Annotated in this window: 24 protein-coding genes; 12 read left to right on the top strand and 12 right to left on the bottom strand. The window is 40.2% G+C overall.

The features are described 5' to 3' along the window. A partial coding sequence (locus CYP26_RS05840; RefSeq protein ID WP_141090086.1) for a methyl-accepting chemotaxis protein occupies positions 1 to 1,114 on the top strand: 1,114 nt, incomplete at its 5' end. A gap of 141 nt (positions 1,115 to 1,255) precedes the next feature. Here the strand turns inward: CYP26_RS05840 and CYP26_RS05835 are convergent. The 6 genes from CYP26_RS05835 to CYP26_RS05810 are packed head-to-tail and all read right to left on the bottom strand — an operon-like array spanning position 1,256 to position 6,120. Further along, a complete protein-coding gene (locus CYP26_RS05835; protein ID WP_035143293.1) occupies positions 1,256 to 1,930 on the bottom strand; it encodes a lysophospholipid acyltransferase family protein in 675 nt (224 codons plus the stop codon). After that, positions 1,911 to 3,218: an SH3 domain-containing protein gene (locus CYP26_RS05830; protein WP_103610180.1), complete on the bottom strand. Its 1,308-nt coding sequence runs from the start codon at positions 3,216 to 3,218 to the stop codon at positions 1,911 to 1,913. Before CYP26_RS05830 ends, CYP26_RS05835 begins: the two co-directional genes overlap by 20 nt. Then, positions 3,212 to 3,877, bottom strand: coding sequence for a phosphoribosylformylglycinamidine synthase I (gene purQ / locus CYP26_RS05825; protein ID WP_021086688.1), 666 nt, complete (start codon positions 3,875 to 3,877; stop codon positions 3,212 to 3,214). The genes CYP26_RS05830 and purQ overlap by 7 nt, the downstream gene beginning before the upstream one ends. Further along, positions 3,874 to 4,110 carry a phosphoribosylformylglycinamidine synthase subunit PurS gene (gene purS / locus CYP26_RS05820; protein ID WP_009293857.1) on the bottom strand — a complete coding sequence of 79 codons (237 nt, stop codon included), beginning with the start codon at positions 4,108 to 4,110 and terminating at the stop codon, positions 3,874 to 3,876. Before purS ends, purQ begins: the two co-directional genes overlap by 4 nt. An 8-nt stretch (positions 4,111 to 4,118) precedes the next feature. Further along, positions 4,119 to 4,829 carry a phosphoribosylaminoimidazolesuccinocarboxamide synthase gene (gene purC, locus CYP26_RS05815; RefSeq protein ID WP_009293856.1) on the bottom strand — a complete coding sequence of 237 codons (711 nt, stop codon included), beginning with the start codon at positions 4,827 to 4,829 and terminating at the stop codon, positions 4,119 to 4,121. Positions 4,830 to 4,845: 16 nt separating this feature from the next. Next, positions 4,846 to 6,120, bottom strand: a complete 1,275-nt coding sequence (locus CYP26_RS05810; protein ID WP_223154872.1) for a S41 family peptidase — start codon at positions 6,118 to 6,120, stop codon at positions 4,846 to 4,848. Positions 6,121 to 6,372: 252 nt separating this feature from the next. On the opposite strand from CYP26_RS05810, the gene CYP26_RS05805 reads away from it, so the two are divergent. After that, positions 6,373 to 8,946, top strand: a complete 2,574-nt coding sequence (locus CYP26_RS05805) for an ATP-dependent Clp protease ATP-binding subunit (RefSeq protein WP_012001683.1) — start codon at positions 6,373 to 6,375, stop codon at positions 8,944 to 8,946. A 50-nt stretch (positions 8,947 to 8,996) separates the two neighbouring features. Here the strand turns inward: CYP26_RS05805 and CYP26_RS05800 are convergent, their stop codons facing one another. Then, entirely contained in the window at positions 8,997 to 9,695 is a 699-nt protein-coding gene (locus tag CYP26_RS05800) for a CorA family divalent cation transporter (RefSeq protein WP_103630734.1), read from the bottom strand. After that, on the bottom strand, positions 9,685 to 10,815 hold the full coding sequence (gene tgt, locus CYP26_RS05795) for a tRNA guanosine(34) transglycosylase Tgt (protein WP_103630733.1): 1,131 nt from the start codon (positions 10,813 to 10,815) through the stop codon (positions 9,685 to 9,687). Before tgt ends, CYP26_RS05800 begins: the two co-directional genes overlap by 11 nt. 79 nt (positions 10,816 to 10,894) lie before the next feature. Here tgt and CYP26_RS05790 point away from each other — a divergent pair, with 79 nt between their 5' ends. From CYP26_RS05790 to mog, 10 genes are all read left to right on the top strand, one after another. Beyond that, entirely contained in the window at positions 10,895 to 12,001 is a 1,107-nt protein-coding gene (locus CYP26_RS05790; RefSeq protein ID WP_103630732.1) for an MlaE family ABC transporter permease, read from the top strand. Then, complete coding sequence (locus CYP26_RS05785) at positions 11,998 to 12,738, top strand: ABC transporter ATP-binding protein (RefSeq protein WP_103630731.1); 741 nt, start codon at positions 11,998 to 12,000, stop codon at positions 12,736 to 12,738. The genes CYP26_RS05790 and CYP26_RS05785 overlap by 4 nt, the downstream gene beginning before the upstream one ends. Next, on the top strand, positions 12,739 to 13,674 hold the full coding sequence (locus tag CYP26_RS05780; RefSeq protein WP_103630730.1) for an MlaD family protein: 936 nt from the start codon (positions 12,739 to 12,741) through the stop codon (positions 13,672 to 13,674). Next, a complete protein-coding gene (locus tag CYP26_RS05775; protein ID WP_103630729.1) occupies positions 13,671 to 14,231 on the top strand; it encodes an ABC-type transport auxiliary lipoprotein family protein in 561 nt (186 codons plus the stop codon). Before CYP26_RS05780 ends, CYP26_RS05775 begins: the two co-directional genes overlap by 4 nt. A gap of 103 nt (positions 14,232 to 14,334) precedes the next feature. Then, on the top strand, positions 14,335 to 15,753 hold the full coding sequence (locus tag CYP26_RS05770; RefSeq protein ID WP_103630728.1) for a COG3400 family protein: 1,419 nt from the start codon (positions 14,335 to 14,337) through the stop codon (positions 15,751 to 15,753). A gap of 3 nt (positions 15,754 to 15,756) precedes the next feature. Next, positions 15,757 to 16,794 (top strand): 3-dehydroquinate synthase, encoded by a 1,038-nt coding sequence (gene aroB / locus CYP26_RS05765; RefSeq protein ID WP_103630727.1) that lies wholly within the window; start codon positions 15,757 to 15,759, stop codon positions 16,792 to 16,794. Continuing rightward, a complete protein-coding gene (locus tag CYP26_RS05760; RefSeq protein ID WP_103630726.1) occupies positions 16,791 to 18,380 on the top strand; it encodes a mechanosensitive ion channel domain-containing protein in 1,590 nt (529 codons plus the stop codon). The genes aroB and CYP26_RS05760 overlap by 4 nt, the downstream gene beginning before the upstream one ends. Next, positions 18,380 to 19,618, top strand: a complete 1,239-nt coding sequence (mtaB, locus tag CYP26_RS05755; protein ID WP_103630725.1) for a tRNA (N(6)-L-threonylcarbamoyladenosine(37)-C(2))-methylthiotransferase MtaB — start codon at positions 18,380 to 18,382, stop codon at positions 19,616 to 19,618. The genes CYP26_RS05760 and mtaB overlap by 1 nt, the downstream gene beginning before the upstream one ends. Beyond that, positions 19,605 to 21,257 carry an ATP-dependent metallopeptidase FtsH/Yme1/Tma family protein gene (locus CYP26_RS05750; protein ID WP_103630738.1) on the top strand — a complete coding sequence of 551 codons (1,653 nt, stop codon included), beginning with the start codon at positions 19,605 to 19,607 and terminating at the stop codon, positions 21,255 to 21,257. Before mtaB ends, CYP26_RS05750 begins: the two co-directional genes overlap by 14 nt. Before the next feature lie 13 nt (positions 21,258 to 21,270). Beyond that, entirely contained in the window at positions 21,271 to 21,810 is a 540-nt protein-coding gene (mog, locus tag CYP26_RS05745) for a molybdopterin adenylyltransferase (RefSeq protein ID WP_103630724.1), read from the top strand. 717 nt (positions 21,811 to 22,527) lie between these two features. Here the strand turns inward: mog and CYP26_RS05740 are convergent. From CYP26_RS05740 to thiF, 4 genes are read right to left on the bottom strand one after another with little or no spacing between them, the layout of a single operon-like run. After that, positions 22,528 to 23,142, bottom strand: a complete 615-nt coding sequence (locus CYP26_RS05740; RefSeq protein WP_103630723.1) for a thiamine phosphate synthase — start codon at positions 23,140 to 23,142, stop codon at positions 22,528 to 22,530. Next, a complete protein-coding gene (gene thiH / locus CYP26_RS05735) occupies positions 23,135 to 24,289 on the bottom strand; it encodes a 2-iminoacetate synthase ThiH (protein ID WP_103630722.1) in 1,155 nt (384 codons plus the stop codon). The genes CYP26_RS05740 and thiH overlap by 8 nt, the downstream gene beginning before the upstream one ends. Beyond that, on the bottom strand, positions 24,289 to 25,053 hold the full coding sequence (locus CYP26_RS05730) for a thiazole synthase (protein WP_103630721.1): 765 nt from the start codon (positions 25,051 to 25,053) through the stop codon (positions 24,289 to 24,291). Before CYP26_RS05730 ends, thiH begins: the two co-directional genes overlap by 1 nt. After that, positions 25,054 to 25,905, bottom strand: coding sequence for a sulfur carrier protein ThiS adenylyltransferase ThiF (gene thiF, locus CYP26_RS05725; RefSeq protein ID WP_103630720.1), 852 nt, complete (start codon positions 25,903 to 25,905; stop codon positions 25,054 to 25,056). Between the last annotated feature and the right edge of the window lie 2 nt (positions 25,906 to 25,907).

The raw sequence follows: 25,907 nt of genomic DNA, 5'->3' as shown, positions 1-25,907 counted from the left end.
AGTGCTTGGCTCAGCTGTGACAGATGACTTTTTAACACCTCAAAAAGTGGTTAGCAAAAACTTCATCATCGCAAGCATTATAGTTACCTTGCTTCTTATCATAGTATCTATCTTCTTGCTTAAAAAGATGGTTGCAAATCCTATTGATAGACTAAGCACAAATTTAAATGCTATAACATCTGACTTTACTCTTAAAATCCCGATCTACGGCAAAGATGAGATAGCTAAAATAAGCAACGATATAAATAATTTCATAGAGCGCATAAGAGTGCTTATAAGCGATACTAAAAACCTTTCAAGTGAAAACAGCTCAGTCGCAAACGAGCTAAGCTCTACCTCACTTCAAACAGGTAAACGCGTGGAAGAGTCAACCCAGATCGTTGAAGAGACAAATCAAAGATGTAAGTCTATGCAAGAAAGCATGAAAGAGTCTCTATCTATAGCTCAAGCTGGTAAAGATGATCTTCAAAAGGCAAGCACTCATATAAAAACAGCTACTGACGCTATCAGAGCCCTATCATCTCAGATTGTAGACTCTGCAAACGTAGAGAGCCAAATGGCTGGCAAGATCGAGCAGCTTAGCCGTGATGCAGAGCAGGTTAAATCAGTGCTTGTAGTTATCAATGATATCGCTGATCAGACAAACTTACTTGCTCTTAACGCAGCTATCGAAGCAGCACGTGCAGGTGAGCATGGACGTGGCTTTGCAGTTGTAGCTGATGAAGTTAGACAACTAGCTGAGAGAACTCAAAAATCTCTAACAGAGATAAATGCAACTATCAACGTTATCGTTCAAGCGATAAATGATAGCAGTGAGCAAATGGGCATCAACTCTAAACAAATTCAAGAGCTAACCCATGTGGCAAGTGACGTTGAAAAGACGATAAATGATATGAGCGCAACGATGAATAATGCCATAGCGATGTCTGATAAGACTATGCAAGACTACATCGCAACTGGCAAGAATGTAAATGAGATCATGGATGGCATCTCAGAGATCAATCAAATTTCATCTGAAAATGCTAGAAGCGTCGAAGAGATAGCTTCTGCAGCTGAACATCTAAATAAGATGACAGACGCGCTAAATACAAAACTAAGTGTCTTTAGAACTTAAGTTTTTACCTCTTAAGCTAATATTTTTAGGTCTAGCTTTGGCTAGACCTTTTTAAATTTATAGACAAAAATTTCTCTTATATAAAACAAAAAATTTATAAATAATAATATAGTAGGGCTTTGTAAATTTACAAAGCTAAATTTATTTTCTATTTTCGTCTAGGACTTTTTGCATGCTCTCCCTAGTCGCCTCTAGCCAGTTTTGTTTTGAGGTATCGACTAGATCAAGACAAAAGAGCTTGATGTCAGCTTTTTTAAAGCTAAATTCTTTCACTTTCATCGCATCGCTTCCGACGATTACGATAGGCTGAACCTTTAAATTTAGCTTTTCAACTAGCAGTTTTGCGCCACCTTTAAATGGCAAGAGCTCTTTGGTTTGAGACCTTGTGCCTTCTGGAAATATCGCTAAAACACGCCCATTTTCTACTCTGTCTTTTGCTTCGCTTAAAAGCTTTATCAGTGAATGCTTGTTTTCTCGCTCGACTGCTATCATCTTAGGAAGGCTCAAAATTTTACCGATGATCGGGATCTTACCTATCTGCGCCTTTGCGATCCAGCATATATTTTTAGGATGGATCTCTTCAAGTGCGATGATATCAAGCATGCTTTGGTGATTTATCAGCAAGATATTTGCTTCGTCGCTAAATTTACCGATCACTTCAAGCTTATATCCGCCAAAAAATCTCTGCGATCTGCCCCAAAATTTTCTAATAGCTCTATTTTTAGAGTTAAAGAGCCACATAAAAAATACGACAATAACGACGCTTATTACAAATTCAATAGAAAAGAAAAAAGCTCTAATTTTTGACAAGATCACCCTTTCTTACCCAGCCGATTTTGCCATCTGCGAATAAAATTTTTGAGTAGTCATCTTTTGTATCTAAAATTTCAACATTTTCGTTTTTACGAGATGTATAAAAAACGGTTGAATTTTTAGTTGGCAAGATAGTGACGCTCACATCTGGCTTAAGCACTGCTTTGCCAAAAGGATTGTAAGTGTAAATCCCAAGTGCGATAAAAACAGCTGCCACAAAGAAGTAACTTAGCTTTCTTCGCCAGATCGCCAGCAAGATAAAGATAGCGACCAAAGAGTAGATCGTGATATCTTTGTAAGTGCTAAATTCGCTTTGTTTTGGATTTAGCCCGATCTGCGTACTAACTTCGTCTTCTTCGACGCTCACAGGCAGTGAAAAGCTCTCAAATTTAGCTTTTTTTAGGTTGTAGTAGTTAAAGTCAAGTGTCTTTTTGTTTGGCTTAAACACTGCAAAATAATATGCACTTTGTGAGTTAAAGTCGCCGTTTATCGTATCTACGCCTTGCTTTAGGATCGTTTTATTTTCGATATTAAAGGCGCTTAGATCGACATTGTTTCCATAAATTTCCACGACCATGATGTTGTTTATATCATCAAATTTAGTCGTTTTAAATTTCTTTACCTCAAGGTTGTCAGCGACGATGTGGTTGTAGTTCTCGTCACTTCTAAGCTCTTTTAGCTTTGGTAAAAAGATATTTATGTTTGAGTTTTGATAGTTCTCGCCATTTCTTTTTAGATCCAAGCTAACTCGTAAAGTCTTTGCATCAATGCTCGTTGCTTCAAGGTAGAAAGTGCCGATGTATTTGTTTTCTTCGCCTTTTACCCATTGAAAATTCTTCTTATTTAGCCATTTGATATTTGTCTCATCAAGCTGTGTCTCAAACTCAAACTCAAGGTCACTTTGCGTATCAGCCACGATCTCAACGCTAAAAATTTCTCCTACTACGACATTTTTGGGGATATTTGTCGCTTTTAAAAGGAGGTCTTTTATCTTGATCTTGTCATAGACTTGATTGTCAGGGACGCTGATGTCTGGTTCGTTTGTCGGGACGATATTTCGCATCTGCTCTGGAGTGATACGCTCTGGCTGTGGGGCGATAGAGCGTGGTGAGACGAGCTTTCTTGATATATCTTCTTCGCTAGGAGTCTTTGTTTGTGGCTTTGAACTTGGACTATTTACAAATTTATCCTCTCTTGCCTCATCCATCATGTCAAAAACGCTGACTTCATCAGTGTTTGCGGCAAATAAATTTAGCGCGAGTAGGGCGATAAAAAGTGTTCGTTTTACCAAACTAACCCTTTTAACATCTTCATGCCATCATCTGTGCCTAAAATTTTCTCGCAAGCGCGCTCTGGGTGAGGCATAAGACCAAAGATCCTCTTACTCTCATCGCAAATCCCAGCTATGCTATCAACTGAGCCATTTGGATTTATCTCATTGCCGTGACTGTCACAGTATTTTAGCAGGACTTGCTCGTTATCATATAGGCTTTTTAGTGTATCTTCGTCGGTATAGTAGTTGCCCTCGCCGTGAGCGATAGGGATATTTACTACTTCGTCTTTGGCTAAATTTGCTAGGAATTTATTGTTATTTGAGATCACTTTTAGATGGTGATATTTTGAGACGAAATTTAAATTTTCATTTCTTCTCATCGCACCTTTTAAAAGTCCAAGCTCAAGAAGCATCTGAAAGCCATTGCAAATTCCTAAAATGTAGCCACCTTTTTTCGCATGCTCTTTTACAGCCTGCATAGCTGGGCTAAATTTAGCTATCGCAGCCGTTCTTAGATAGTCGCCATAGCTAAAACCACCAGGCAAAACGACTAGATCAGCATCGATCTTATCTTCTTTGTGCCAGATGATCTGTGTTTGGCATCCAAGTAGCTTAAAAGCGTGAGCTGTGTCTTCTTCGCAGTTTGTGCCAGGAAAAAGTATGATGGCTACTTTCATAGCACGATCTCGTAGTCTTCGATGACAGTGTTTGCTAGAAGCTCTTCACACATAACTTTTAGCTGCTCTTTTGCTTTATTTTTATCGCTCTCATCGATATCTAAAACGATTTGTTTGCCTATCCTGACATTTGAAACACCGCTAAATCCAAGTGAATTTAGCGCATGCTCCACTGCTTTACCAGCAGGGTCTAAGACCCCGCTTCTTAATGCTATGTTTACAACAGCTTTCATCTTTGTCCTTAAGAAAGAATTCTTCTTAAAACTTCTTCATAAGCGACTTTTACGCTACCAAGGTCTTGTCTAAATCTATCTTTATCAAGTTTTTCGTTTGTTGTCGCATCCCAAAATCTGCAGCTATCAGGACTTATCTCGTCAGCTAAGATGATGTTGCCATCTTTGTCGATACCAAATTCGACTTTAAAATCAACTAGTTTTAAATTTCTCTCTGCAAAGAATTTAAATAAGATAGAGTTGATCTCTCTTGCTGTGTGTCTTAGTGTTTGAAGATCTTTTTCGCTCTTTACTAGGCCCATGATGATGCAGTGCTCATCAGTCACCAAAGGATCGTGCAAATCGTCGTTTTTGTAATAAAACTCAACAAGCGTGAAAGGTAAAACCGTGCCTTCTTTTATGCCAAGTCTTTTGCTAAGTGAGCCAGTCGCGATATTTCTCACAACAACTTCAAGAGGTATGATCTCGCATTTTTTAACTACTTGCTCGGTGTCGCTGATGGTTTCAACTAGGTCAGTGACGATACCTTTGCTCTCTAGCAGTTTAAAAAGCTGAGTAGAGATTTTGTTATTTAGCGCGCCTTTGCCAGCTTCGTTGCCTCTTTTTTGAGCGTCAAATGCTGTTAAATCGTCTTTAAATTCAGCCACAAGTAGATTTGGATCGTCTGTGGCGTACATTTTCTTGCCTTTTCCCTCGTAGATAAGCTCTCTTTTTTGCATGTTGTTCTCCTTTAGATTATTGTTGTTTTATCTTTAAAATTTTGATCGTATCAATCGCTGTTTTTAACTGAATGTCCTCATCGACTTTTTTCTGTGTGATTATATTTTTATCATCTTTTGCTTCAGTTTTATTGCCCTCACTTGTTGGATTTATCTTGTTTAGCTCGCTCTTTAGGTGTGCTTTTAGTTCGCTCTCTTTGATGCTAAATGCGCTATCATCACTTTGTGGCACTTTGCCAGGATGCACGACTACATCAGGCGTTACGCCAACTGCTTGGATAGTTCTACCACTTGGCAAGTAGTATCTTGCGATGGTTAGTCTTAGCGCTTCTGTATCGTCTATTGGTAAGATCACCTGAACGCTGCCTTTACCAAATGTGTTTTCGCCAATTATCACCGCACGCTTGTGATCTTGCAGTGAGCCACTTACGATCTCGCTAGCGCTTGCACTTCCGCCATTTACCAGCACTACAAGTGGGAGTTTTGATAAGGTTTTGCTAGCGCTTGCTTTATACTCTACATTTTCAGATGCATCACGACCCTTTTGAGAGACGATGATACCGTTATCTACGAAAAGATCTACTAGATCAACAGCTTGATTTAAAAGACCGCCAGGGTTGTTTCTAAGATCGAGTATGATGCCATTTGCTTTTGGATGCTCTCTGATCGCATCTTTGACCTTTGTGACGACGTTTTTGTCAAAATTTGTGACGCGTATATAAAGGATGTTTTCATTTTCTATCATTTTTGCATAGACAGACTCAACTTTTATAAGATCTCTTATGATTTTTACGTCAAATGGCTTTTGCTCGCCTTTTCTTAAGATCGTAATTGTTATCGGAGTTTTTGGCTTGCCGCGCATCTTATTTACGGCTTCATCTATCGTTGTGCCGATAGTTGAGTTGCCATCGATCCTTAAAATGATATCGCCTGCTTTTATACCTGCTTTATCAGCTGGAGTGTCCTCGATGGGCGAGATAACGGTTAGGGCGCTATCTTTCATGCCAACTGTTATGCCAAGTCCGCCAAATTCGCCGCTTGTTTGCACCTGCATATCTTTATATGCTTTTTCATTTAAAAAGCTTGAGTGAGCATCCAAATTTTGCATCAAACCAGCGATGGCTTTGTCGATTATCTCTTTAAATTTAATGTCATCAACGTAGTATTTTTCAACAGTTGAGATGGTTTTTGTAAGTTTTGAAAGTGCTTCAAGTTTCGCACTCGCCTCATCTTCGGTTTTAGCAAAAAGCGCATTTACTGCTACGCTTGAGATGAGTAGGGCGCCTGTTATTTTTAGCGCAAAAGATCTAGTAAATTTGTTCAAAATATCTCCTATATTTTTTGGTTCAATTTTATTAACATTTGGCTAAAAAAAGCATAAATTTAGCCTTATATTTTTAGCTTTTGTCTATTTTTAACACAAATTTATAACAGCAAATTTTAGCAATTAAATAAAAAGAGTGACAAATGTTATAAAAATACTTGACAATATAAGACTAAAGTTATATAATGCCGCCATTATAAAATAACTTAAGGAGCTTTAATGGCTGACATAACAGAAAATTTAACAGCGCAGATGCAAGAGACACTTGAAAAAGGCGTTAGCTTAGCGATCTTTTCTAAAAATCCACAAGTTGTGCCACTTCACGTCTTTTGGGCTTTGCTCGCTGATAGTAATTCTATTTTGAATCAAGTATTTAATAAGATGAACATAAGCAAAGACGCAGTCGAGCTTGAGATAAAAAGCAAGATCTCGTCACTCCCAAGCAGCTCAAACGTCACAAAAGATAACGTTTCAGTTTCAAGAGAGCTTATAAATTCGCTTGAAAATGCAAAAGCTTTAATGGTAAGTATGGGTGATAGCTACATAGCTGTTGATACATGGATCATCTCGGCTCTTGAGCTTAGTGAGATCAAACAAATTTTAAGCAAATTTTGCGATATCTTAGAGATTAAAAAGAACCTTGAGAGCATAAGAGGTGGTAAAAAGATAGATAGCCAAACCGGCGATGATACTCTTGATAGCTTAGAGAAATTTGGTATCGATCTTACGCAAAAAGCGCTAAATAAAGAGCTTGATCCAGTCATCGGCCGTGATGAAGAGATCACTAGGATGATGCAAATTTTAATAAGAAAGAGCAAAAATAACCCTATCTTGCTTGGTGAGCCAGGTGTTGGTAAAACAGCTATTGTTGAGGGGCTAGCTCAAAAGATAGTGGCTCGCGATGTGCCAACAAGCCTTGCAAACAAGCGTGTCATCGCGCTTGATATGAGCGCAGTTGTAGCTGGTGCAAAGTATAGAGGCGAGTTTGAAGATAGACTAAAAGCTGTCATCGACGAGGTTAAAAAAGCTGGCAATATCATACTTTTTATAGATGAAATTCATACAATAGTTGGAGCTGGTGCGAGCGAGGGCGGAATGGACGCTGCAAATATCCTAAAACCAGCTCTTGCACGTGGAGAGCTTCACGCCGTTGGTGCTACGACATTAAAAGAGTATAGAAAATACTTTGAAAAAGATGCAGCACTTCAAAGACGTTTTCAACCGATAGATGTCAAAGAGCCAAGCGTAAATGAGGCACTTCAAATTTTACGTGGTATAAAAGAGCGTCTTGAAGTTCATCACGGCATCACGATAACAGATAGCGCGCTAGTTGCCGCAGCAAGGCTAAGTGACCGATACATCGCAAACCGCTTCTTGCCAGATAAGGCGATAGATCTTATCGATGAGGCAGCAGCTGAGCTTAAGATGCAAATAGAGAGCGAGCCATACGAGCTTTCAAAGATAAAACGCGAGATCGTAACGCTTCAAGTAGAAAAAGAAGCTCTAAAGATGGAGGATGCGGATAAAAATAAAGAAAGACTTGGCGAGATCGAAAAAGAGATAGCTGATCTAAATGAGAAAAAGCTAGCGCTTGATACTAAATTTGAAAACGAAAAGGCCGTTTTTGGCGGAATTTCAAAAGCAACAAAAGAGATCGATAGCTTAAAATCACAAGCTGAGATAGCAAAAAGAAATGGCGATCTTCAAAAAGCTGCCGAGATAGAATACGGCAAGATAGCTGACGCTAAAAAGCACAAACACGAGCTTGAAGAAAAATGGGAGCACATGAAAAAAGAGGGCGTGCTTCTTAAAAATCAAGTCGATGAAGAGCTTGTGGCTGAAATTTTGAGCAAATGGACTGGAATTTCAGTTAAAAAGATGCTAACAAGCGAAAAAGAGAAATATCTGCGCATCGAAGAGCATCTAAGAGAGAGCGTTGTCGGTCAAGATGACGCACTACACGCACTTGCACGTGCTGTTAAGAGAAATAAGGCTGGGCTAAATGAGGGTCAAAGGCCGATTGGTTCGTTTTTATTTCTTGGACCAACAGGCGTTGGTAAAACTCAGTCAGCTAAGGCTTTGGCTAAGTTCTTATTTGACGATGAGAAGGCACTTATCCGCTTTGATATGAGCGAATATATGGAAAAACATAGCGTGAGCAGGCTTCTTGGTGCGCCTCCAGGATATGTAGGCTACGATGAGGGCGGTCAGCTAACAGAGGCGGTTCGCAGAAGACCTTACTCAGTCATACTTTTTGACGAGGTTGAAAAGGCTCACAAGGATGTATTTAACATACTTCTTGGCATACTTGATGATGGACGCGCGACTGATAACAAAGGCGTAACGGTTGATTTTAAAAACACGATCATCATTTTAACCTCAAACATCGCTTCAAATTTCATAATGGAGCTAAAGGGTGAAGACCGTGACGTGGCTGTTAAAAACGAGCTTAAAAACTACTTTAAACCTGAGTTTTTAAATAGGCTTGATGATACTATCATCTTTAATCCTCTAAATGAGCAAGGTTTGATATCTATCGTAGAGATCATGTTTAAAGAGCTTGAAAAAACTCTTCACAACCGCGGCATCAAGGCAGTTTTAAGCGAAGAGGCTAAGAAATTTATCGCAAAAGCTGGCTTTGACATAGTTTATGGCGCAAGACCTCTTAGAAGAGCGCTTTATGAGCTAGTTGAAGACAAGATCGCTGATATGATCTTAAAAGATGAGCTTGAAAGTGGCGATGAGATCACCATTGATAGCGATGGCGAGAAGATCATTATTAAGAAAAAATAACTTCAAATTTACTTGGCAGGTTGGATCAACTTGCCAAGCCTACTATAAATTTAACTAATATCCTTATTTGATCTGTAATAAAATATAAAAAATAGCACGCAAAGCATCGCTACAAAGGCAAAAACTATCAATGTGCCATCTTTAAATGAGCTTAGAAACATGCCGTTTGTATTCATACCAAAAAAGCCAGTGATGAAATTTAGCGGCAAAAATAGAGCCGAAATGAGCGTTAAGAGGTAGATATTTTTATTTATCTTGTCGTTTTTAGCGCTTTGTATAAATGTATAGATGTCTTCGACCCTGCAGGCATATTCGTTGGCTATGGTTTTAAAGACGCTTGCTTCGTGGATGCTGTTTTTAAGCTCTTTTTTAAGACCTTGCTGCTCACTTTGGCAGATTGCAAGAGCTTCGTAAAAGTGCGAAATGCTATTTTGAAATTTCCTTATCTCATACTTTAAAAAGTGGTGTCTTTTTATAAATTTCTCAAAATTTTTTTGGCTAGCATAAATTTTCTCATACTCATTTAGCTCGTCTTGGTGCTCTAAAATTTTATTTGCATATTCGTTACAAATCCCCTTAATAGCTGCTTCAAACGTGCTTTTGTCGCATTCATGCTCAAGATCTTCTTTGTAAATTTTGCCATCTTTAAATAAAAATTTAAAAACTTGCTTTTGCGATGATGAGATGAGCGTGATGTAGTCAAATGCATCTCCATAAAAATATCCACAAAGTGCGCTTTTATAGCTCATCTGCGCTCCTTTTTGCGTAGAAATTTCGCTTAAATTTAGCAAATTCGCCGACCTCGATCGCCTCTCTCATCTCTTTCATTAAATTTAGATAGTAGTGCAGGTTGTGAAGGCTTGCTAGTCTAAAAAATGTGAGCTCTCTAGCCTTAAAAAGGTGGTTTAGATAGCCTCTAGAGTAGCGCTTGCAGGTGTAGCACTGACACTGCGGATCAATCGGCGCGTGGTCGTTTATAAATTTGGCTGATTTTATATTTATCTTGCCAAAGCTAGTAAAGAGCGTGCCGTTTCTTGCGTTTCTTGTTGGCATCACGCAGTCAAACATATCGACCCCTCGCTCCACGTTTTCTACAAGATCCTCAGGCGTGCCAACGCCCATTAGATAGCGAGGTCTAAGCTCATCCATAAATGGCATAACCGCCTCAACTGTGTCATACATCGCCTCATTGCTCTCGCCGACACTTAGACCGCCGATCGCAAGGCCGTCAAATGGCATCTGATTTAAGGCTTCAGCGCAAAATTTACGCGCCACATAGTCGGTGCCGCCTTGAACGATACCAAAGATATTTTGCTGCAAGCCAACGCCCTTGCTTTGCATAAATTTGTGATAATCAATCGCCTCTTTTGCCCATTTTATCGTTCGCTTTATGCTTAGATCTATCCTTTTTGGCTCAGCAGGCAAGGCGACTAGATCATCAAGTATCATCATGATGTCGCTGCCTAGGTCATACTGCGTGTCAAGGACGGATCTTGGCGTGAAGTAGTGCGTGCTGCCGTCGATGTGGCTTTTAAATTTTATCCCGCCATCGTCGTTTTTGGTGTTTGACCTAAGCGAAAACGCCTGAAATCCGCCACTATCAGTTAAAAACGAGCGATCAAATTTAGAAAATCCATGTAGTCCGCCAAACTTACGCACGACCTTGCTACCAGGGCGCAGATACATGTGATAGGTGTTTGCTAAAATGATCTTTGCGTCTAAAATTTCGCTCATATCAAAGGCATCTAAGCTTTTAACTGCGCCAACCGTGCCAACTGGCATAAAAACTGGCGTTTGTATCACGCTGTGGGCTGTGGTGAGTACGCCGCGCCTTGCGTTGCCATCTTTTTTTATAACTTCAAATTTCATCTAAGTCCTTAAAATTTTTGATTTTTTATTTTAACAAAATTTATAATATAATCCAGAAATTTTAAGGCAAAGGAACTTTTTGCAAAAGAGAAATGATATCGTTTTTACCGAAGCAAACGGCACTGCGACCATAAAATTTGCAGGCGAGTTTAGCTACAAAGAGGCTAAAAATTTACAAAGCATTTTTAAAAAAATCCAAAAGCTTAACGGCAATGTTAAATTTGACTTTAGCGAGCTAAAGAGCATTGATTACGCTGTTTTGATCCTTTTAAAAAACACGCTAAATGGCAAGAAATTTGAGATCGTTACAAACGACGAGAAGGTAAAAGCGATGGGCGAGCTGCTAAATGACGAGAAGATTGACTTTAGATATATGCCACCGCACAATAGCCTAAATTTTTTCTCACGCTTGGGAGAGAAAATTTGTGAAGGTTTTGTAAATTTAGTTGAGTTTGGCTCGTTTTTGGGTGAGTTTTTGATAAAAAGCGTCAAAATTTTCCTTAATCCTGCAAATTTAAGGTTTAGAGAATTTAGTAACTACATAAAAGATGGCGGTGTAAATGCCGTTTTTATCGTCTCGCTCACCGCTTTTTTGATAGGCGTCGTGCTTGCATATCTTGGTAGTGCGATGCTTGCAAGCTTTGGGGCAAGTATATTTATAGTAGAGATCATGGGCATGCTAACGCTTAGAGAGGTGGCCCCGCTCATCGCTGCTATCGTCGTGGCGGGCAGGTCGGCCTCCAGCTTTACCGCTCAAATTGGTGCTATGAAGCTAACTGAGGAGATAGACGCGATGAAGACGATGGGCTTTGAGCCATTTAACTTCTTGGTCTTGCCGCGCATCATCGCCATGGTGCTTTGCGTGCCTGTCATCATCTTTATAGCTGATGGCATAAGCATTTTAGGGCAGATGATCATTTGCCAAACTATTCTTGATATTAGCTTTAGCGACTATCTCAATAGATTTCGCGAGATGGTCGAGCTTAGGCACTTTGCTGTTGGCATGATAAAGGCTCCGTTTTTTGGCGCTGTAATAGCGATCATTGGCTGTATGAGGGGGTTTGGTGTTAGTCAAAACGCTCAAAGTCTAGGTGCTATGACAACAGTTAGCGTTGTAAATGCGATATTTTGGGTCATCGCGCTTGATGCATTTTTTGCGATAATTTTTATGTGGCTAAAGATATGAACGAGATAATAGTTGGAAAAAACATAACGACAAGTTATGGCGATAAGATAATGCACGATAACGTGAGCTGGAGCATCAAAGAGGCTGAAATTTATGGCTTCTTAGGCGGCAGTGGCGCTGGTAAAACGACGCTTATGAAGACGATGATATATCTAAAAAAGCCAAATAAGGGCGATATATTTTTTGATGGCGTCAATATGTGGAAAAGTAGTCAAGCAGAGCAGCAAGAGATAAAGCTAAAAAGTGGGACGATGTTTCAGTTTGGAGCGCTTTATAGCTCGATGACGATACTTGATAATGTGGGCGTTTTGCTTCATGAGTACTCTAAATTTAACAAGCGTCAGATCGATGAGATAGCGATGTTTTGGATACAAAAAGTTGGGCTTAAAAAAGAAGTTTCAATGCTCTATCCAAGCGAGCTAAGTGGCGGTATGAAAAAAAGAGCCGCGCTTGCAAGAGCCTTAGTGCTAAGTCCTAGGGTGCTATTTTTGGACGAGCCAAACAGCGGCCTTGATCCAGTTAGCTCACGCCAGATGGACGCGCTCATAAAAGAGCTTCGTGATAGCATCGGCGTAACAGTCGTCATGGTGACGCATGATGCCGATAGTATTTTTGATATTTTGGATAGATTTTTGATAATAGATAACAAAAAAATAGCCTTTGAGGGAGATATAAAAGAGCTTGAACATCTTGAAAATAACCCGCTTGAAGAGCTATTTAAAATGAGGAAAAAATAGATGGAAAATAGAAATTCTTATACCATTGTTGGCATGTTTTTCATAGCCTGCCTTACAGCATTTGCGATATTTATCTGGTGGATGACTAGCAAAAATAATACGAAAGTTGATTTTAAGGAGTATTACATCCACACAAGCGAGCTGCCAAGCGGCCTAAAGGTTGATTCTACGGTTAAATTTATCGGCGTGCCAGCTGGAAGCGTTAGCGATATAAATTTTGTCGATGACAAAAACGCTCTTATAAACATCACGATGAAGATAAGAGAGGATCTGCCTATCAAGGCTGATAGCGTGGCTAGCATCGAAGTTCAGGCTATTAGTGGCGTGGCTAGTATCAATATAAGCCGAGGCACTAAGGATTTTAAACCAGGCGATAAGCCTATCTTAAAGCTTGAAGAGAGCCTTCTTTCAAAGCTTGGAAACAACGCTGAGAACATCACTTTAAAGATAAATCAAACCCTTGATAAGGTTGATGGCTTTTTCTCAGCTGAAAATATCTCTCACATCGAATCAATCCTAAGAAATATCGATAAATTTACTCAGGTTTTAACCGATGAAAATGGCTTAAGCGAGGTTGATAGTATCGTTAAAAATGTAAAAAATTTCACCGACAGCTTAAACAAAACAGACACAAAAGAACTTGCTAAAAATTTAAACACGCTAATCGCAAGTGCAAATTCAGTTTTCAAATCAGCAAATTCAGCCGTCACTGGATATAGCTCGCTTCAAGATATCATCACTCAAAAGGTAAAAAACGGCGAGTATGACCTTAGAAACACGGTCTCTCCGCTTCTTAGAGAAGCTAGCGAGTTTTTAAATGGATTTGACAAGACGCTACGTGAGTTTAGAGGTGCGCTTCAAAGACTTGAGGACAATCCTTACGAGTTTTTCTTCACAAATCCAGTGCCAAATACAGATAAAAAGGACAAAAAATGAGAAATTTGATATACGCTGCGGCTGCATTTTTGTTTCTTGGCTGCTCGCTAAAGACCGATGTACCACAAGCCACGATGTATGAGATACACTACTCAAACAAGGAGTGCTCGGCTGAAAACAAGCAAAAAGAGCTAAAAAATGTCTTCATCGAAAACGTGAGCGCCCTTGATATGGTCGATACCAGAAAGATACTAATCGTCGCTGAAAATAATAAGATAAGATATTTGAGCGATGCTAAATTTGTCTCTGAACCAAGCGAGATGATCTATAAGTCGCTCGTAAAAGGGTTTTACTCAAACTGCGCTGCAAAGCCGATATTTTCGCCAAATGCAAAGGATCTTAGGCTAAAAGTTAGCATCATCTCGCTTCAGATAAGAGGCGACAAGGCCGAAGTTTCGCTAGCTTATGAGCTATTTAACGCAAACACCTCGCTAAAATCAGGCATGATAACAAAAGAAATTTTCTGCCCAGATCCAAGCTCAAGCACTATTTTTGAAACGATAAATAAGGCTGCAAATTTAGCTATCGATACTTTAATCTCTGAAATAATCTACTAAAATTTTCTTAAATTTTTTGGCTGTGAAAGCTTAAATTTATAGCCAAAAATAGCTTATTTTAAAGACCTTTTGTTATAATGTGGCTTTAAAATACGGAGAATTAATGAAGAAAATTTTAATAATCGCAGATGGAGCTTTTGCTAGAAATTTTTTAAGCAGACTTCTTGGAGCAAAATCAAATTTACACCACTATATAGTCGTTTCGAGCGAAGACTTTAGTCAAAAGGCAAATTATGAAAATTTCACATTTTATCAGTTTGACCCAACGAGCCTTTCAAAGCTAAAGAGCATAAGCGACGGCTATTTTAGCCAGTTTTGTATAGTGAGCGACAACGAAAAAGAGGCGGTTGCTGTTTATGAAAATTTAAGACAGATCAGCACAAAGACAGAGACCATTTTTATGAACTCATGGGAGCTAGATGAAAAGTGCAAGGAGACTTTCGCGAGTGATAAGCACCTAAGCGTGGTTGATATAAGAGATATCGCAGCTTCAAGGCTCATGGACTATCTGCCAGACATGCCTGTATATGCTGATAATATCGGCTTTAGCGAGGGCGAGATCATGGAGGTTAAGGTGCCTATTGGCAGCTCATATATGTATCGCCATGTAAGCTCGATCGCTCAAAAGAGATGGCGGATAGCGCTCATTTACAGAGGCGCTGAGATCATCTTGCCAAAGCCAAATACAATGATCCAGCCAAGCGATATCTTGCTAATCGTTGGCGATACAAACGTGCTTCAAAACGTTTATCGCTCGATAAAACGCGAAAGCGGGCAGTTTCCAAGTCCATTTGGTAGCAACATCTACACGCTAATAGATATGAAGTTGATGAGCAAAGAGCGCGTTAGCAAGCTCATAAAAGATAGCCTATATGTGCATTCAAAGCTAAATAACAAACGCCTTATCTTTAGGGTGATAAACCCAACTTTAGGCGAAAATTTAGAGACGCTAAAGGCGATAAAAGAGAAAAATATCCTTGTTTTGATGGATTATTTTAACAGCGATAATAAATCGATAAAAGATGACGTTTTAAAACACGATATCGGACTAATCATAAGCGACGATAGATACTTTTTTAAATTTCAAAAGTTATTTTACGAGCTTAAAATCCCAGTGCTAAAAACGGGTAAAATTTTGCTCTCAAAGGTAAAAGAGGGCGTGATACTAGGCGATCAAAGCCAAGAGGTAGAAAATCAATCAGCTGTCATCACAGACTGCTGCGCGCAGCTTGATTTGGAGATGAGATTTTACTATTTTGATAACAAGCATAGCGACGATGAGGCGCTAAAAGAGCACTTTGAGAGCATTAGCACGCTCTTTTCAAAGCGCATAAAGATAGAAAATCACAGCCTCAAAAACCCGCTAGTGAAGCTAAAAGGCACAAATGATCTGCTTCATTTTGTGATGTTTAGCAAGAGCGTGGCAAATGGTAGTGCTTTTGCCTTTTTATCGACAAATTTAAATAGACTTTATAAAAAACTAAGCCAAAACGCACAGCTTTTTGTGCCAGTAAGTGAGTAGAAAATGCAGATAAATTTAAACCTTAAGGAAAAGGGCTCAAGCTATAAAATTTATATAAATGAGCTTGAGAAGTTGGAGCTAAAAGGCAAGGTTGGCATCGTCACAAATGCCAAAGTGGCAGGGCTTCACCTTGAAAAGCTACTTAGCGTTTTAAAGTGCGATGAGAAATTTATCATAAGCGTGCCAGACGGCGAGGAGTATAAAAATTTAACAACGATAGAGCAAATTTTAGAGCAGCTTTTTGTTAGTAAATTTGACCGCTCATCCACGCTCATAGCCCTTGGCGGTGGCGTCATCAGCGATATGACTGGCTTTGCGGCAAGCTTATATGAAAGAGGGATAAACTTCATAAATATCCCAACCACGCTTCTAGCGCAGGTAGATGCAAGTGTGGGCGGAAAAACGGGCGTAAATAACAAATTTGGTAAAAATTTGATCGGCTCATTTTATCAGCCAAAGGCAGTTTTTTGCGAGATAAATTTCTTAAAAACATTGCCAAAGAGAGAATTTGCAGCTGGCGTGGCAGAAGCCTTAAAAATGGCGATAACCTTTGATAAAGAGATGTTTGACTGGCTAAAGAGCGTAAATTTGGACGATGAAAATTTAGCTAAGCTGGTTGAAAAGTCAATAAATTTAAAGGCTAGAGTGGTCGAGCAAGATGAGAAAGAAAAGGGGCTAAGAGCCATACTAAACTACGGCCACACCTTCGCTCACGTCATCGAAAACGAGACAAATTACAAAGAGTTTTTGCACGGCGAAGCGGTAGCGATAGGTATAAATATGGCAAATCGCCTAAGCGTTAGACTAGGCCTCATGAGCGAGGCGCAGGCAGAAGAGATCAAGCAGGTTTTAGTGAAATTTGATCTGCCTGTAAGCTACAAAATAGAAAATGAATATGCATTTTACGAGGCGTTTTTTATGGATAAAAAGACAAAAGGTGATAAGATAAATTTCATCATCGCAGATAAAATCGGCAGTGCGATCATCAAAAATGACGTCAAAAAAGAGGACGTTTTAGAAACTTTGAGAGAATTTAAATGAAAAAGATCCTAGTTTTTTTAGTTTTTTGCTTTGCGCTTTATGCTGAAGAAAACGCTACGCTTGAGCAAAATGTATCACAAAATTTACAAAATAGCGAGCTTATAAAAGAAATTTCAAACCTAGATAACTCCCTAAAAAACAACATCTGGATCACAAGATACGCCAACTACAACACCTATCAAAAGCTTCTTGATGAGCTAGAGCAAAATGAAAATGAGCTTAAAAAGCTTGATAAAGGCTCAAAAAGAGGTGGCGATCTCATAAAGAGAAGTCAAACTCTAAAAGAGCAGATAAATTTGCTAAAAGAGTATGAGAAAACGCCATTTTCAAATATGCTAGCAGCCCCAGAAATGGAGACGCCGCCTAGGATAAATAGCCCAGTTGCGCTAATATCTGGCTTTTCATACATCAAAAAGATAAGAAGCGACAAGATCGAGTACCAAAGGCACATCAAAGAGCTTGACACCTTGCTTGAGAAGCTTGAAGCAAAAGAAAATTTGCTAAATAGGCTAAATTTGATAGATGATAGCGAGCAAAATAGAGCAAGTTTAAACCTTGTAAAACAAGAGATAGGCGACTTCAAAGCAGCAAAACAGATCGCTGATACCACTTATAGCGTCTATGAAAAAAGGGCTGATGAAGCGATAAATTTGACAACCTCTGACATCAAGGCTCAGTTTTTAAGCATGGGCTACACAGCTATCGTCATCCTTTTAACGATCGGGCTAACATTTATCGCTAAATTTATCGTTAAAAGAACGATCACGGATAACGAGAGATTTTACACGGTCAATAAATTTTTAAACGTGCTAAACATCACAGTTATCATCATAATTTTACTCTTTTCATACATCGAAAACGTCACATATCTAGTCACCGTGCTAGGTTTTGCCTCAGCTGGTATCGCCATCGCGATGAAAGATATGTTTATGAGTATGCTTGGCTGGATGGTTATCATGTTTGGCGGCACGATCCACGTGGGCGACCGCGTCAGGGTCTATCACGACGGGAGCGAATTTGTGGGCGATGTGATAGACATTTCACTGCTTCGCCTAACCGTTTTTGAAGACGTTAGCTACTCAACTTATAAGACAAACCGCCGTGCAGGTAGGATCATCTTTGTGCCAAATAACTATATCTTTACAGACCTCATCGCAAACTACTCGCACTACGGTATGAAGACGGTTTGGGACGGCATAGATGTCGTGATAAGCTTTGACAGCAATCATAAAAAGGCAGCCTATCTAGCAAAAAATATAGTAAAAAAATATTCAAAAGGCTATACAGACATCGCAAAACGCCAGATGAACAAGCTAAGAAGCCAGTACAGCATCAAAAATCCAAATGTAGAGCCAAGAATTTATACATTTTTTGAGCCTTATGGCATCAATATCTCATGCTGGTATATGTCTAACTCATACGCCACGCTCGCTCTAAGAAGCACGATAAGCGCTGAGATAATTGAGGCATTTTTGGCTCACGATGATATAAAGATAGCTTACCCAACGCAAACTATGTTTATAGGCAAGAAAGAAACGCCAAGCGATCATGTAGCTCACGCTGAGCAAGAGGGCGAAAATATCTAATGCAAAAGATATTTTTTAAGACATTTGGATGCCGCACAAACATCTATGACACCGAGCTGTTAAAGAGCTACATCAAAGACTACGAGATCACAAACAACGAAGAGGTCGCTGATATCGTAGTCATAAACTCATGCACCGTGACAAACTCGGCTGATAGCGGCGTTAGAAACTATATAAACGGCGTAAAAAGGCGAGGCGCAAAGGTTATACTAACAGGATGCGGTGCAGTTAGTAAGGGCAAAGAGCTTTTTAGTAGCGGCGTCTTTGGCGTGCTGGGAGCTAGCAAAAAGAGTGATCTAAACGAGCTTTTAAAACAAGAAAAGCCGTTTTTCGAGCTTGGAAATTTAAACTCAGTAGATAAAAACATCGTCACAAACTACGAAAATCATACAAAGGCATTTATAAAAATTCAAGAGGGCTGCAACTTTAACTGCAGCTACTGCATCATCCCATCAGTGCGCGGCAGAGCTAGGAGTTTGGACGAGGCGATGATATTAAAAGAAGCTAGAATTTTAGCTCAAAATGGCTATAATGAGCTCGTTTTAACTGGCACAAACATAGGCAGTTACGGCAAAGATACAAATAGCTCTCTTGGCAAACTGCTAGCAAATTTAGGCAAAATTTCAGGCATCAGACGCATAAGACTTGGCAGTATCGAGCCAAGCCAGATAGATGAGAGCTTTAGAGAAATTTTAAAAGAGGAGTGGCTGGAGCGCCATCTACACATCGCACTTCAGCACACGAGCCAAGCGATGTTAAAGATCATGCGCAGGCGAAACAACGCATTTAGCGACTTAGAGCTTTTTAATGAGCTAAGCTCTCTTGGCTTTGCTTTGGGGACTGACTATATCGTGGGCCATCCAGGTGAGAGTGAAGAAATTTGGGTAGAGGCGGTGGAAAATTTCAAGAAATTTCCTATCACGCATTTGCACGCTTTTGTCTATTCGCCAAGGCGAGATACGCACTCAGCAACGCTAAAAAGCGACGTTAGTGGCGACGTGGCAAAGAGCAGGCTCAAAATTTTACAAGGCATTGCTTTGCAAAATAATGAAAATTTTAGAAAAAAACATAACGGGACTTTAAAAATTTTAGTCGAGCAAAAAAACGGCGACTTTTACGAGGGCTTTGATCAGTTTTACAACAAAGCTAAAATTTCTAGTCAAAACGACATAACAAAAGAGTGGTTGGAGGTAAGCGAATATGAAATTAAGCCAGATGCCAATTATGCAAAAATTTAAATTTAACAAGAAAAACATCCTGATAATAGCCGCTGTGGCTCTGATAATAGCGCTACTTTTTGCTGTGAGCAAAGAGCCACGAAACATCACCTACTCACAATATATGCAACTAATGGATGGAAATTTCATCGATAAAGCGGTCATCGACGAAGATGAGGTCATACTCTATGCGCAAAATAACCGCTTTGCCATCATAAAAGAGGGTATAGATATAAAAGAGCTCATCAAAAAGGTCCCAGTCGAGCGAAGCGTGCAGTATATCACTCCTGGCATGGTCTGGGGAAGCATCATTTTTGTTTGCCTTGTGCTTTGGTACTCCTATATTTTTAGGGCTATTAAGAAAAAAGAGGAGAGCCTTTTAAACAAAAAAGACGGCGCTTTTGAGATAGAAAGCGTGCTAAACCAAAATGCGATGCCAGTTATCTCAAACGTGAGATTTAGCGATGTGGCAGGCATTAGCGAGGTCAAAAGCGAGCTTAGTGAGATAGTTGATTTTCTTAAAAATCCGCAAAAATATAGAAATTTTGGTATCAAAATGCCAAAAGGCGTGCTAATGATAGGCCCTCCGGGCGTTGGTAAGACGCTTGTGGCAAAGGCGGTTGCTGGCGAGGCAAATGTGCCGTTTTTTTACCAAAATGGCGCGAGTTTTGTGCAAATTTACGTTGGCATGGGCGCAAAAAGAGTTAGAGAGCTATTTAGCAGAGCCAAATCCTACGCACCTTCAATCATCTTTATCGACGAGATAGACGCCGTTGGCAAGAGTAGGGGTGGGGCTAGAAACGACGAGCGAGAAGCCACGCTAAATCAGCTACTAACCGAGATGGACGGCTTTGAGGACAACTCTGGCGTCATCGTCATAGCTGCTACAAACAGGATCGAGATGATCGACGAGGCGCTACTTAGATCGGGCCGCTTTGATAGGCGTATATTTTTGTCAATGCCTGATTATAACGACAGGGTGGCGATCCTAAACACATATCTAAAAGATAAAAATTGCGAAGTGCCGGCTGAGGATATTGCTAGGATGAGTGTTGGCTTTTCTGGTGCAGCACTTAGCACGCTTGTAAATGAAGCTGCGATAAATGCCCTAAGAAACGGCGAGAGCGTGCTTAGGATGAGGGACTTTGAAGCTGTTTTAAACAAGGTTTTGCTCGGCAAGAAAAAGGTGCTAAGCTACAGCGAGAGCGAGAAGAAAATTCAAGCTATCTATCAAGGCGCAAAGGCGCTAAGTGCCTACTGGTTTGATGTGAAATTTGAAAAAATTTCTCTCATAGAAGACCGCTTTATGGCGACTGAGCAAGAGATCGAGTCAAAGTCACAGATGCTCTCACGCATAAAGGTGCTTATCTCTGGCATGTGTAAGCTTGAGATAGATGAGAATGACATCTTTTCAAACTCAAGCAACGATCTAAATTTAGCAAAAGAGATCGCTTCAAAGATGGTTTATGAATACGGCATGGGAAATTCTTTCGTGCCAAATCCAAACGACGTGGAAGAAATTTTAAAACAAGCAAAAGATGAGATAATGTCCTTTTTAAAGGGTACAAACGAACAAATCGCAAGGATAAGCTCATATCTGCTTGCTTATGAGAGCGTAGATAAAGAGACGCTTGCTAAAATTTTAAATGAAAACTACTAATAAAGGAGAAGAAATGAAAGCAAAAATAGGGATTCTAACTATGTCAGATCGCGCAAGTGAGGGCACATACGAGGACAAATCAGGTCCAGCGATCAAAGAGGTGCTTGACGGTTGGATAGTAAGTGAGAGAGAGTATTTTTACGAGGTGATCCCAGATGAGCTTGATCTCATAAAAGAGAAACTAGTGCACATGATAGACGTGCTAGGATGCGACCTTGTGCTAACGACTGGAGGCACAGGACCAGCTGTAAGAGACGTCACGCCAGAGGCTACTGAGGCGGTTTGTGAGAAGATGATGCCAGGCTTTGGCGAGCTAATGAGAGCTGCAAGCTTAAAATACGTCCCAACAGCGATCCTATCACGCCAAACAGCAGGTATCAGAGGCCACGCGCTCATCATAAATTTACCAGGTCAGCCAAAGGCAATAAAAGAGTGCTTAGAGCCGGTATTTCCAGCGGTGCCATACTGCATAGACCTGATCGAGGGTGCATTTATCGAGACTGATGAAAACGTGATGAAAGTTTTCCGCCCAAAACAAAAGAAAATTTCTTAATCTTTTAGGCCTAAATTTAAGCCAGCTGCCCTTACGGGTGGCTAAATTTAGGTTTTTGCTCACTATTTTAAATTTATATATTCAAATTTGGTGACAATTAATAAAATTTAATAGAATACTGCAATAACCGATGATGAACTGACTGGTGCACTAAGTGGCAACAGATATATTTTTACTAAGCTAAATTTAAGCAAGTTGTTTTAACAAAAAGATTACTGTATCGGCAACAAATTTGGCAAATAATATATGTATCCTAATTTGCTATTTTGCTTTTAGTAATGCTAAGTTTGACAAAATAGTGAAAAATGCAAAATTTAGAGCAAATGTTAAATTTGGTAAAAATAAATTTATTTGCAATCAGTGCCAAATGATAAATTGGCTGGCGTAGACATCAGAAGCTTTATTTTGAAAGTGCTAATTTTATGCAAGTGTTTTTAATAAAATAGATCAATGCGACAATAACAAAATCTGTATCTGAAATTTGCTCTTTGGATAATGTCAAATTTTACAAAAAAGCATGTTTTTTGTGGCAAAAGCTATAAAATTTCTAAATTTGATAAAACTCTAAATTTATATAAAAACAGATGAAGAAATAAGCCAGAGCTGCAAAGCAATGTTTAATAAAGGTAAATTTAAAAGATAGACACGGCTAGTCAAATTTAACTTAAATTTGCCAATTTCACATAAACTAATATGTAAAATTTTATGTAAATAAAGCTAAATTTGCTCGTTTTTGCTCTCTACTATCTTTTTTATAAGCTCCAGATCGCCGCTCATCGCTAGGCTCATAAAGCAAATGCCGTTTGCGCCAGCTTTTATGGCCTCTTTGTAGTTCCCACTATCTAGTCCGCCAAGTGCGTAAATTTCTTTATAAAGGCTTTTTAGCTCGCTTATAAAATTTAGCCCTTTTGGCTCTAAGCCCGCCTTGCAAGAGGTGGCAAATATATGAGAAGCAACAAGCACGTCAGCGATAGAGGCTGAAATTTTAGCCTGCTTTAGGTCGTGAGCTGGGGCGTAAATTTTAGCTGTTTTTCTAAATTCTTCTAAAAAAACGCCGTGATTTTTAAAAAAATCAAGCTGCGCCGAAGTGAGCCAAAAGTCGCTCTTTAGCTTGCAAGCTACGTCAAAAAATTGATTAATGATAAATTTCTTGCGGTAGTTTTCACAAATTTGAGCCACAACCCTAGCAAGGTCATAAAATTGAGCCTCGCTTAGTCCCTTTGCACGAAGCAAAATTTCATCCACGCCAACCTTGCAAAGTAGCTGTATCCTCTTTAAAAAGTCATCACCATCGTAGCTTTCAAAGTCGGCCACGCAGAGAATTTTAAACATATACGTACTCGCTCATCAAGGGCTCTAAGCCGTTTGCTTTTATCATTGCTTTTATCTCATCCACGCTTCTATCGTCACTTATCTCAAACTGCTCGTCGCCCTTTTTCTCTTCGCCGTGAGCGCCGATGCTTACTTTTACGCCAGCGCTTATCTTGTTTGCGGCGATCTTTACGGCGTTGTCGCGAAATTTCGCCTTTTCTCTGGTTGAGATCGTTATGCTAGCTGTTGGCATGAAAATTCTATAAGCGCAGATCACTTGCAAAAGCTCGCGCTCGCCCACGTCGCGTGGATTGATGCGGTCGTTGTTTATGATAGGGCGAAGTCTTGGGCATGAAAATGCGATCTCGGCGTGCGGATACTTTTTTTGAACTAAGCTTGCGTGAAGTGCCGTAGCAAAGGCATCAAGCCTAAAGTCATCTATACCAAGAAGTGCCGCAAAGCCGACCCCTCTCATGCCTCCAAGAAGCGCTCGCTCTTGCGCATTTAAGCGGTATGGGAAAATTCTTTTATTGCCGCCAAGGTGGATTTTTTCGTATTTTGTGGGATTGTAGGTCTCTTGAAAGACGGTCACGTAGTCTGCGCCACTTTTGTGAAGCAGGGCGTAGTCCTCAGAGTTTAGTGGGTAAATTTCAACCCCAACGACTTTAAAAAATTTCTTTGCCAAAGCGCAGGCGTTTGCGATGTAAGCGACACTTGAGTTAGTCTCGCTCTCGCCAGTTAGGATCAAAATTTCTTCTAAGCCGCTCTTTGAAATTTCTCTTAACTCCCTTGTGATCTCCTCGTCGCTTAGTTTTGCCCTTTTTATTTTATTGTTGGCGTTAAAACCGCAATAAACGCAGAGATTATCGCAGTAGTTTGCTATGTAAAGCGGCGTAAAAAGCGTGATGTTTGAGCCAAAATTTGCCCTTGTCTTTGCCTGAGCTAGCTGGGCTATTTGCTCTAAAAATGGCGTTGCAGCAGGCGAGAGTAAGGCCTTTAAATTTTCAAGCGAGCAGTGCTTTGCATTAAATGCTGCCTTTACATCTGCCTCGCTGTAAATTTCTGGCTTATAGTTCGCTCGCTCTTTTAAAATCTCATCCATAATGTCGCTACCAACGTCCTGCATGTGTGGCAGCAGCTGCATGTGGTCGGTTCTTGTAAATTTCATCAGTCTAAAAATCCAGTGAGCGGAGATGAGGCATTTGCGCTTTTGCTCTTTGCGCCAAGCCCTGCTAGATAGGCGTTGTGACCAGCGATGATGGCCTCTTTGAAAGCTCTTGCCATGAGCGGGATATTTTTAGATGAGGCGATGGCGGTGTTTGCCATGATAGCAGCCGCTCCCATCTCCATCGCTTCGCACGCTTGTGATGGCCTGCCTATGCCAGCATCAACGATGATCTGCGTATCAAGCTCGTTTATCAAAATCTCAATAATATCTTTAAAAACTAGCCCTTGGTTTGAGCCAATGGGCGCAGCTAGAGGCATTATGCAGCTAGCTCCTGCACTTAGCATCGCTCTTGCGGCATTTAGATCAGGAAACATATATGGCATTGGCACAAAGCCATCATTTGCCAAGGCTTCGCATGCTTTTATCGTTTCAATATTGTCTGGAAAGAGAAATTTAGAGTCAGTTATAATCTCTATCTTAACAAGCTCGCCACATCCAAGCTCACGTGCGAGCTGGGCGATGCGAACGGCCTCTTTGGCGTTTCTAGCGCCACTTGTGTTTGGCAAAAGCGTCACGCCTTTTGGGATAAAGTCAAGTATATTTCGCTCTTTACTCTCGTTTATGCGCCTAAGAGCAAGGGTTAAAATTTGCGCGCCAGCCTCGTTTATAGCTGAGTCGATGAGCTCGTGTGAGTACTTGCCAGAGCCAAGGATAAAGCGGCTTTGAAACTCCTTACCGCCAAGGATCAAACTATCACTTTGCACTTACGCCTCCAAGCCCATAAGTAGTCTAATGGCTAAATTTGCCTCGTGGTTTGCGCAGATTGCAACGCGCGGCGCCATTAGCCCTTGACCGATCTTTGCCTCGTTTGTGAGGTCGCCGCAAAGATAGACATTTTTGGCAAATTTTATAGTTTTTATGAGATTTGAGCTAAAGTATCCAGCCATGCCAGAGGCGCCGATGATCTTTTTATCTTTTAAGCTTGCCCCAGCTTCGTTTAGTATCATCGCCTTGCCAGCGACGTTGTCAAAGGCTTCGCATAAAATTTCGCACTCGCCAAAGACGCTAGCCACGTTTTTTTCATCTAAAAATATATCGTGAGTTTCGACCTCGACAAAAGGGTTTACGTCATTTATCAGCTCTTTAAGCGCCTGCGTCTTTTGCATGCCGATGTGGCGGACGAAATACTGCTGGCGGTTTAAGTTGCTTGGCTCAACGACGTCAAAGTCGGCAAGTACTAGCTTTTTTACGCCAACTCTTGCAAGGCTTAGCGCGATATTTGAGCCAAGGCCGCCAAGTCCAGCCACGCCGATCACTGCCTTGCTTAGGGCTAAATTTAGCTCAGGGCTGTTTCGTGAGGCGATCATCGCGCGTAAAACTTCACGCTCAGGCATCACGCCACGCCTTATAAATACGACATTTGAGCCATCTTTTAGCCCGCTATCTTCTTTTATAGCAAATCCATCAACGATAAAAATGTCTGGCTTTGTCGCGTTAAATTTCTCTAAAAATTTATAAATTTCACTCTCTTTATCGCCAAGCGCAAGCTCTTTTAGCTCGCCAAGGCTTTTTACTGGCACTTTAAATTTTGTGCCATTTAGTACTATCTCTATCATTT

It is taken from the genome of Campylobacter concisus, assembly GCF_002913225.1.
GTDB lineage: Bacteria > Campylobacterota > Campylobacteria > Campylobacterales > Campylobacteraceae > Campylobacter_A > Campylobacter_A concisus_J.
The sequence above is the reverse complement of the archived record's forward strand: the minus strand, read 5'-3'. Positions and strand labels throughout refer to the sequence as shown.

What these genes read in the sequence shown, in the direction of transcription:
- tgt (WP_103630733.1), bottom strand. Translation starts at nt 10,815, where the DNA reads ATGAAATTTGAAGTTATAAAAAAAGATGGCAACGCAAGGCGCGGCGTA.
- purQ (WP_021086688.1), bottom strand. Translation starts at nt 3,877, where the DNA reads ATGAAAGTAGCCATCATACTTTTTCCTGGCACAAACTGCGAAGAAGAC.
- purC (WP_009293856.1), bottom strand. Translation starts at nt 4,829, where the DNA reads ATGCAAAAAAGAGAGCTTATCTACGAGGGAAAAGGCAAGAAAATGTAC.
- thiH (WP_103630722.1), bottom strand. Translation starts at nt 24,289, where the DNA reads ATGAAATTTACAAGAACCGACCACATGCAGCTGCTGCCACACATGCAG.
- thiF (WP_103630720.1), bottom strand. Translation starts at nt 25,905, where the DNA reads ATGATAGAGATAGTACTAAATGGCACAAAATTTAAAGTGCCAGTAAAA.
- CYP26_RS05750 (WP_103630738.1), top strand. Translation starts at nt 19,605, where the DNA reads ATGCAAAAATTTAAATTTAACAAGAAAAACATCCTGATAATAGCCGCT.
- mtaB (WP_103630725.1), top strand. Translation starts at nt 18,380, where the DNA reads ATGCAAAAGATATTTTTTAAGACATTTGGATGCCGCACAAACATCTAT.
- CYP26_RS05770 (WP_103630728.1), top strand. Translation starts at nt 14,335, where the DNA reads ATGAAGAAAATTTTAATAATCGCAGATGGAGCTTTTGCTAGAAATTTT.
- purS (WP_009293857.1), bottom strand. Translation starts at nt 4,110, where the DNA reads ATGAAAGCTGTTGTAAACATAGCATTAAGAAGCGGGGTCTTAGACCCT.
- CYP26_RS05805 (WP_012001683.1), top strand. Translation starts at nt 6,373, where the DNA reads ATGGCTGACATAACAGAAAATTTAACAGCGCAGATGCAAGAGACACTT.
- CYP26_RS05775 (WP_103630729.1), top strand. Translation starts at nt 13,671, where the DNA reads ATGAGAAATTTGATATACGCTGCGGCTGCATTTTTGTTTCTTGGCTGC.
- CYP26_RS05800 (WP_103630734.1), bottom strand. Translation starts at nt 9,695, where the DNA reads ATGAGCTATAAAAGCGCACTTTGTGGATATTTTTATGGAGATGCATTT.
- CYP26_RS05760 (WP_103630726.1), top strand. Translation starts at nt 16,791, where the DNA reads ATGAAAAAGATCCTAGTTTTTTTAGTTTTTTGCTTTGCGCTTTATGCT.
- CYP26_RS05785 (WP_103630731.1), top strand. Translation starts at nt 11,998, where the DNA reads ATGAACGAGATAATAGTTGGAAAAAACATAACGACAAGTTATGGCGAT.
- aroB (WP_103630727.1), top strand. Translation starts at nt 15,757, where the DNA reads ATGCAGATAAATTTAAACCTTAAGGAAAAGGGCTCAAGCTATAAAATT.
- mog (WP_103630724.1), top strand. Translation starts at nt 21,271, where the DNA reads ATGAAAGCAAAAATAGGGATTCTAACTATGTCAGATCGCGCAAGTGAG.
- CYP26_RS05780 (WP_103630730.1), top strand. Translation starts at nt 12,739, where the DNA reads ATGGAAAATAGAAATTCTTATACCATTGTTGGCATGTTTTTCATAGCC.
- CYP26_RS05740 (WP_103630723.1), bottom strand. Translation starts at nt 23,142, where the DNA reads ATGTTTAAAATTCTCTGCGTGGCCGACTTTGAAAGCTACGATGGTGAT.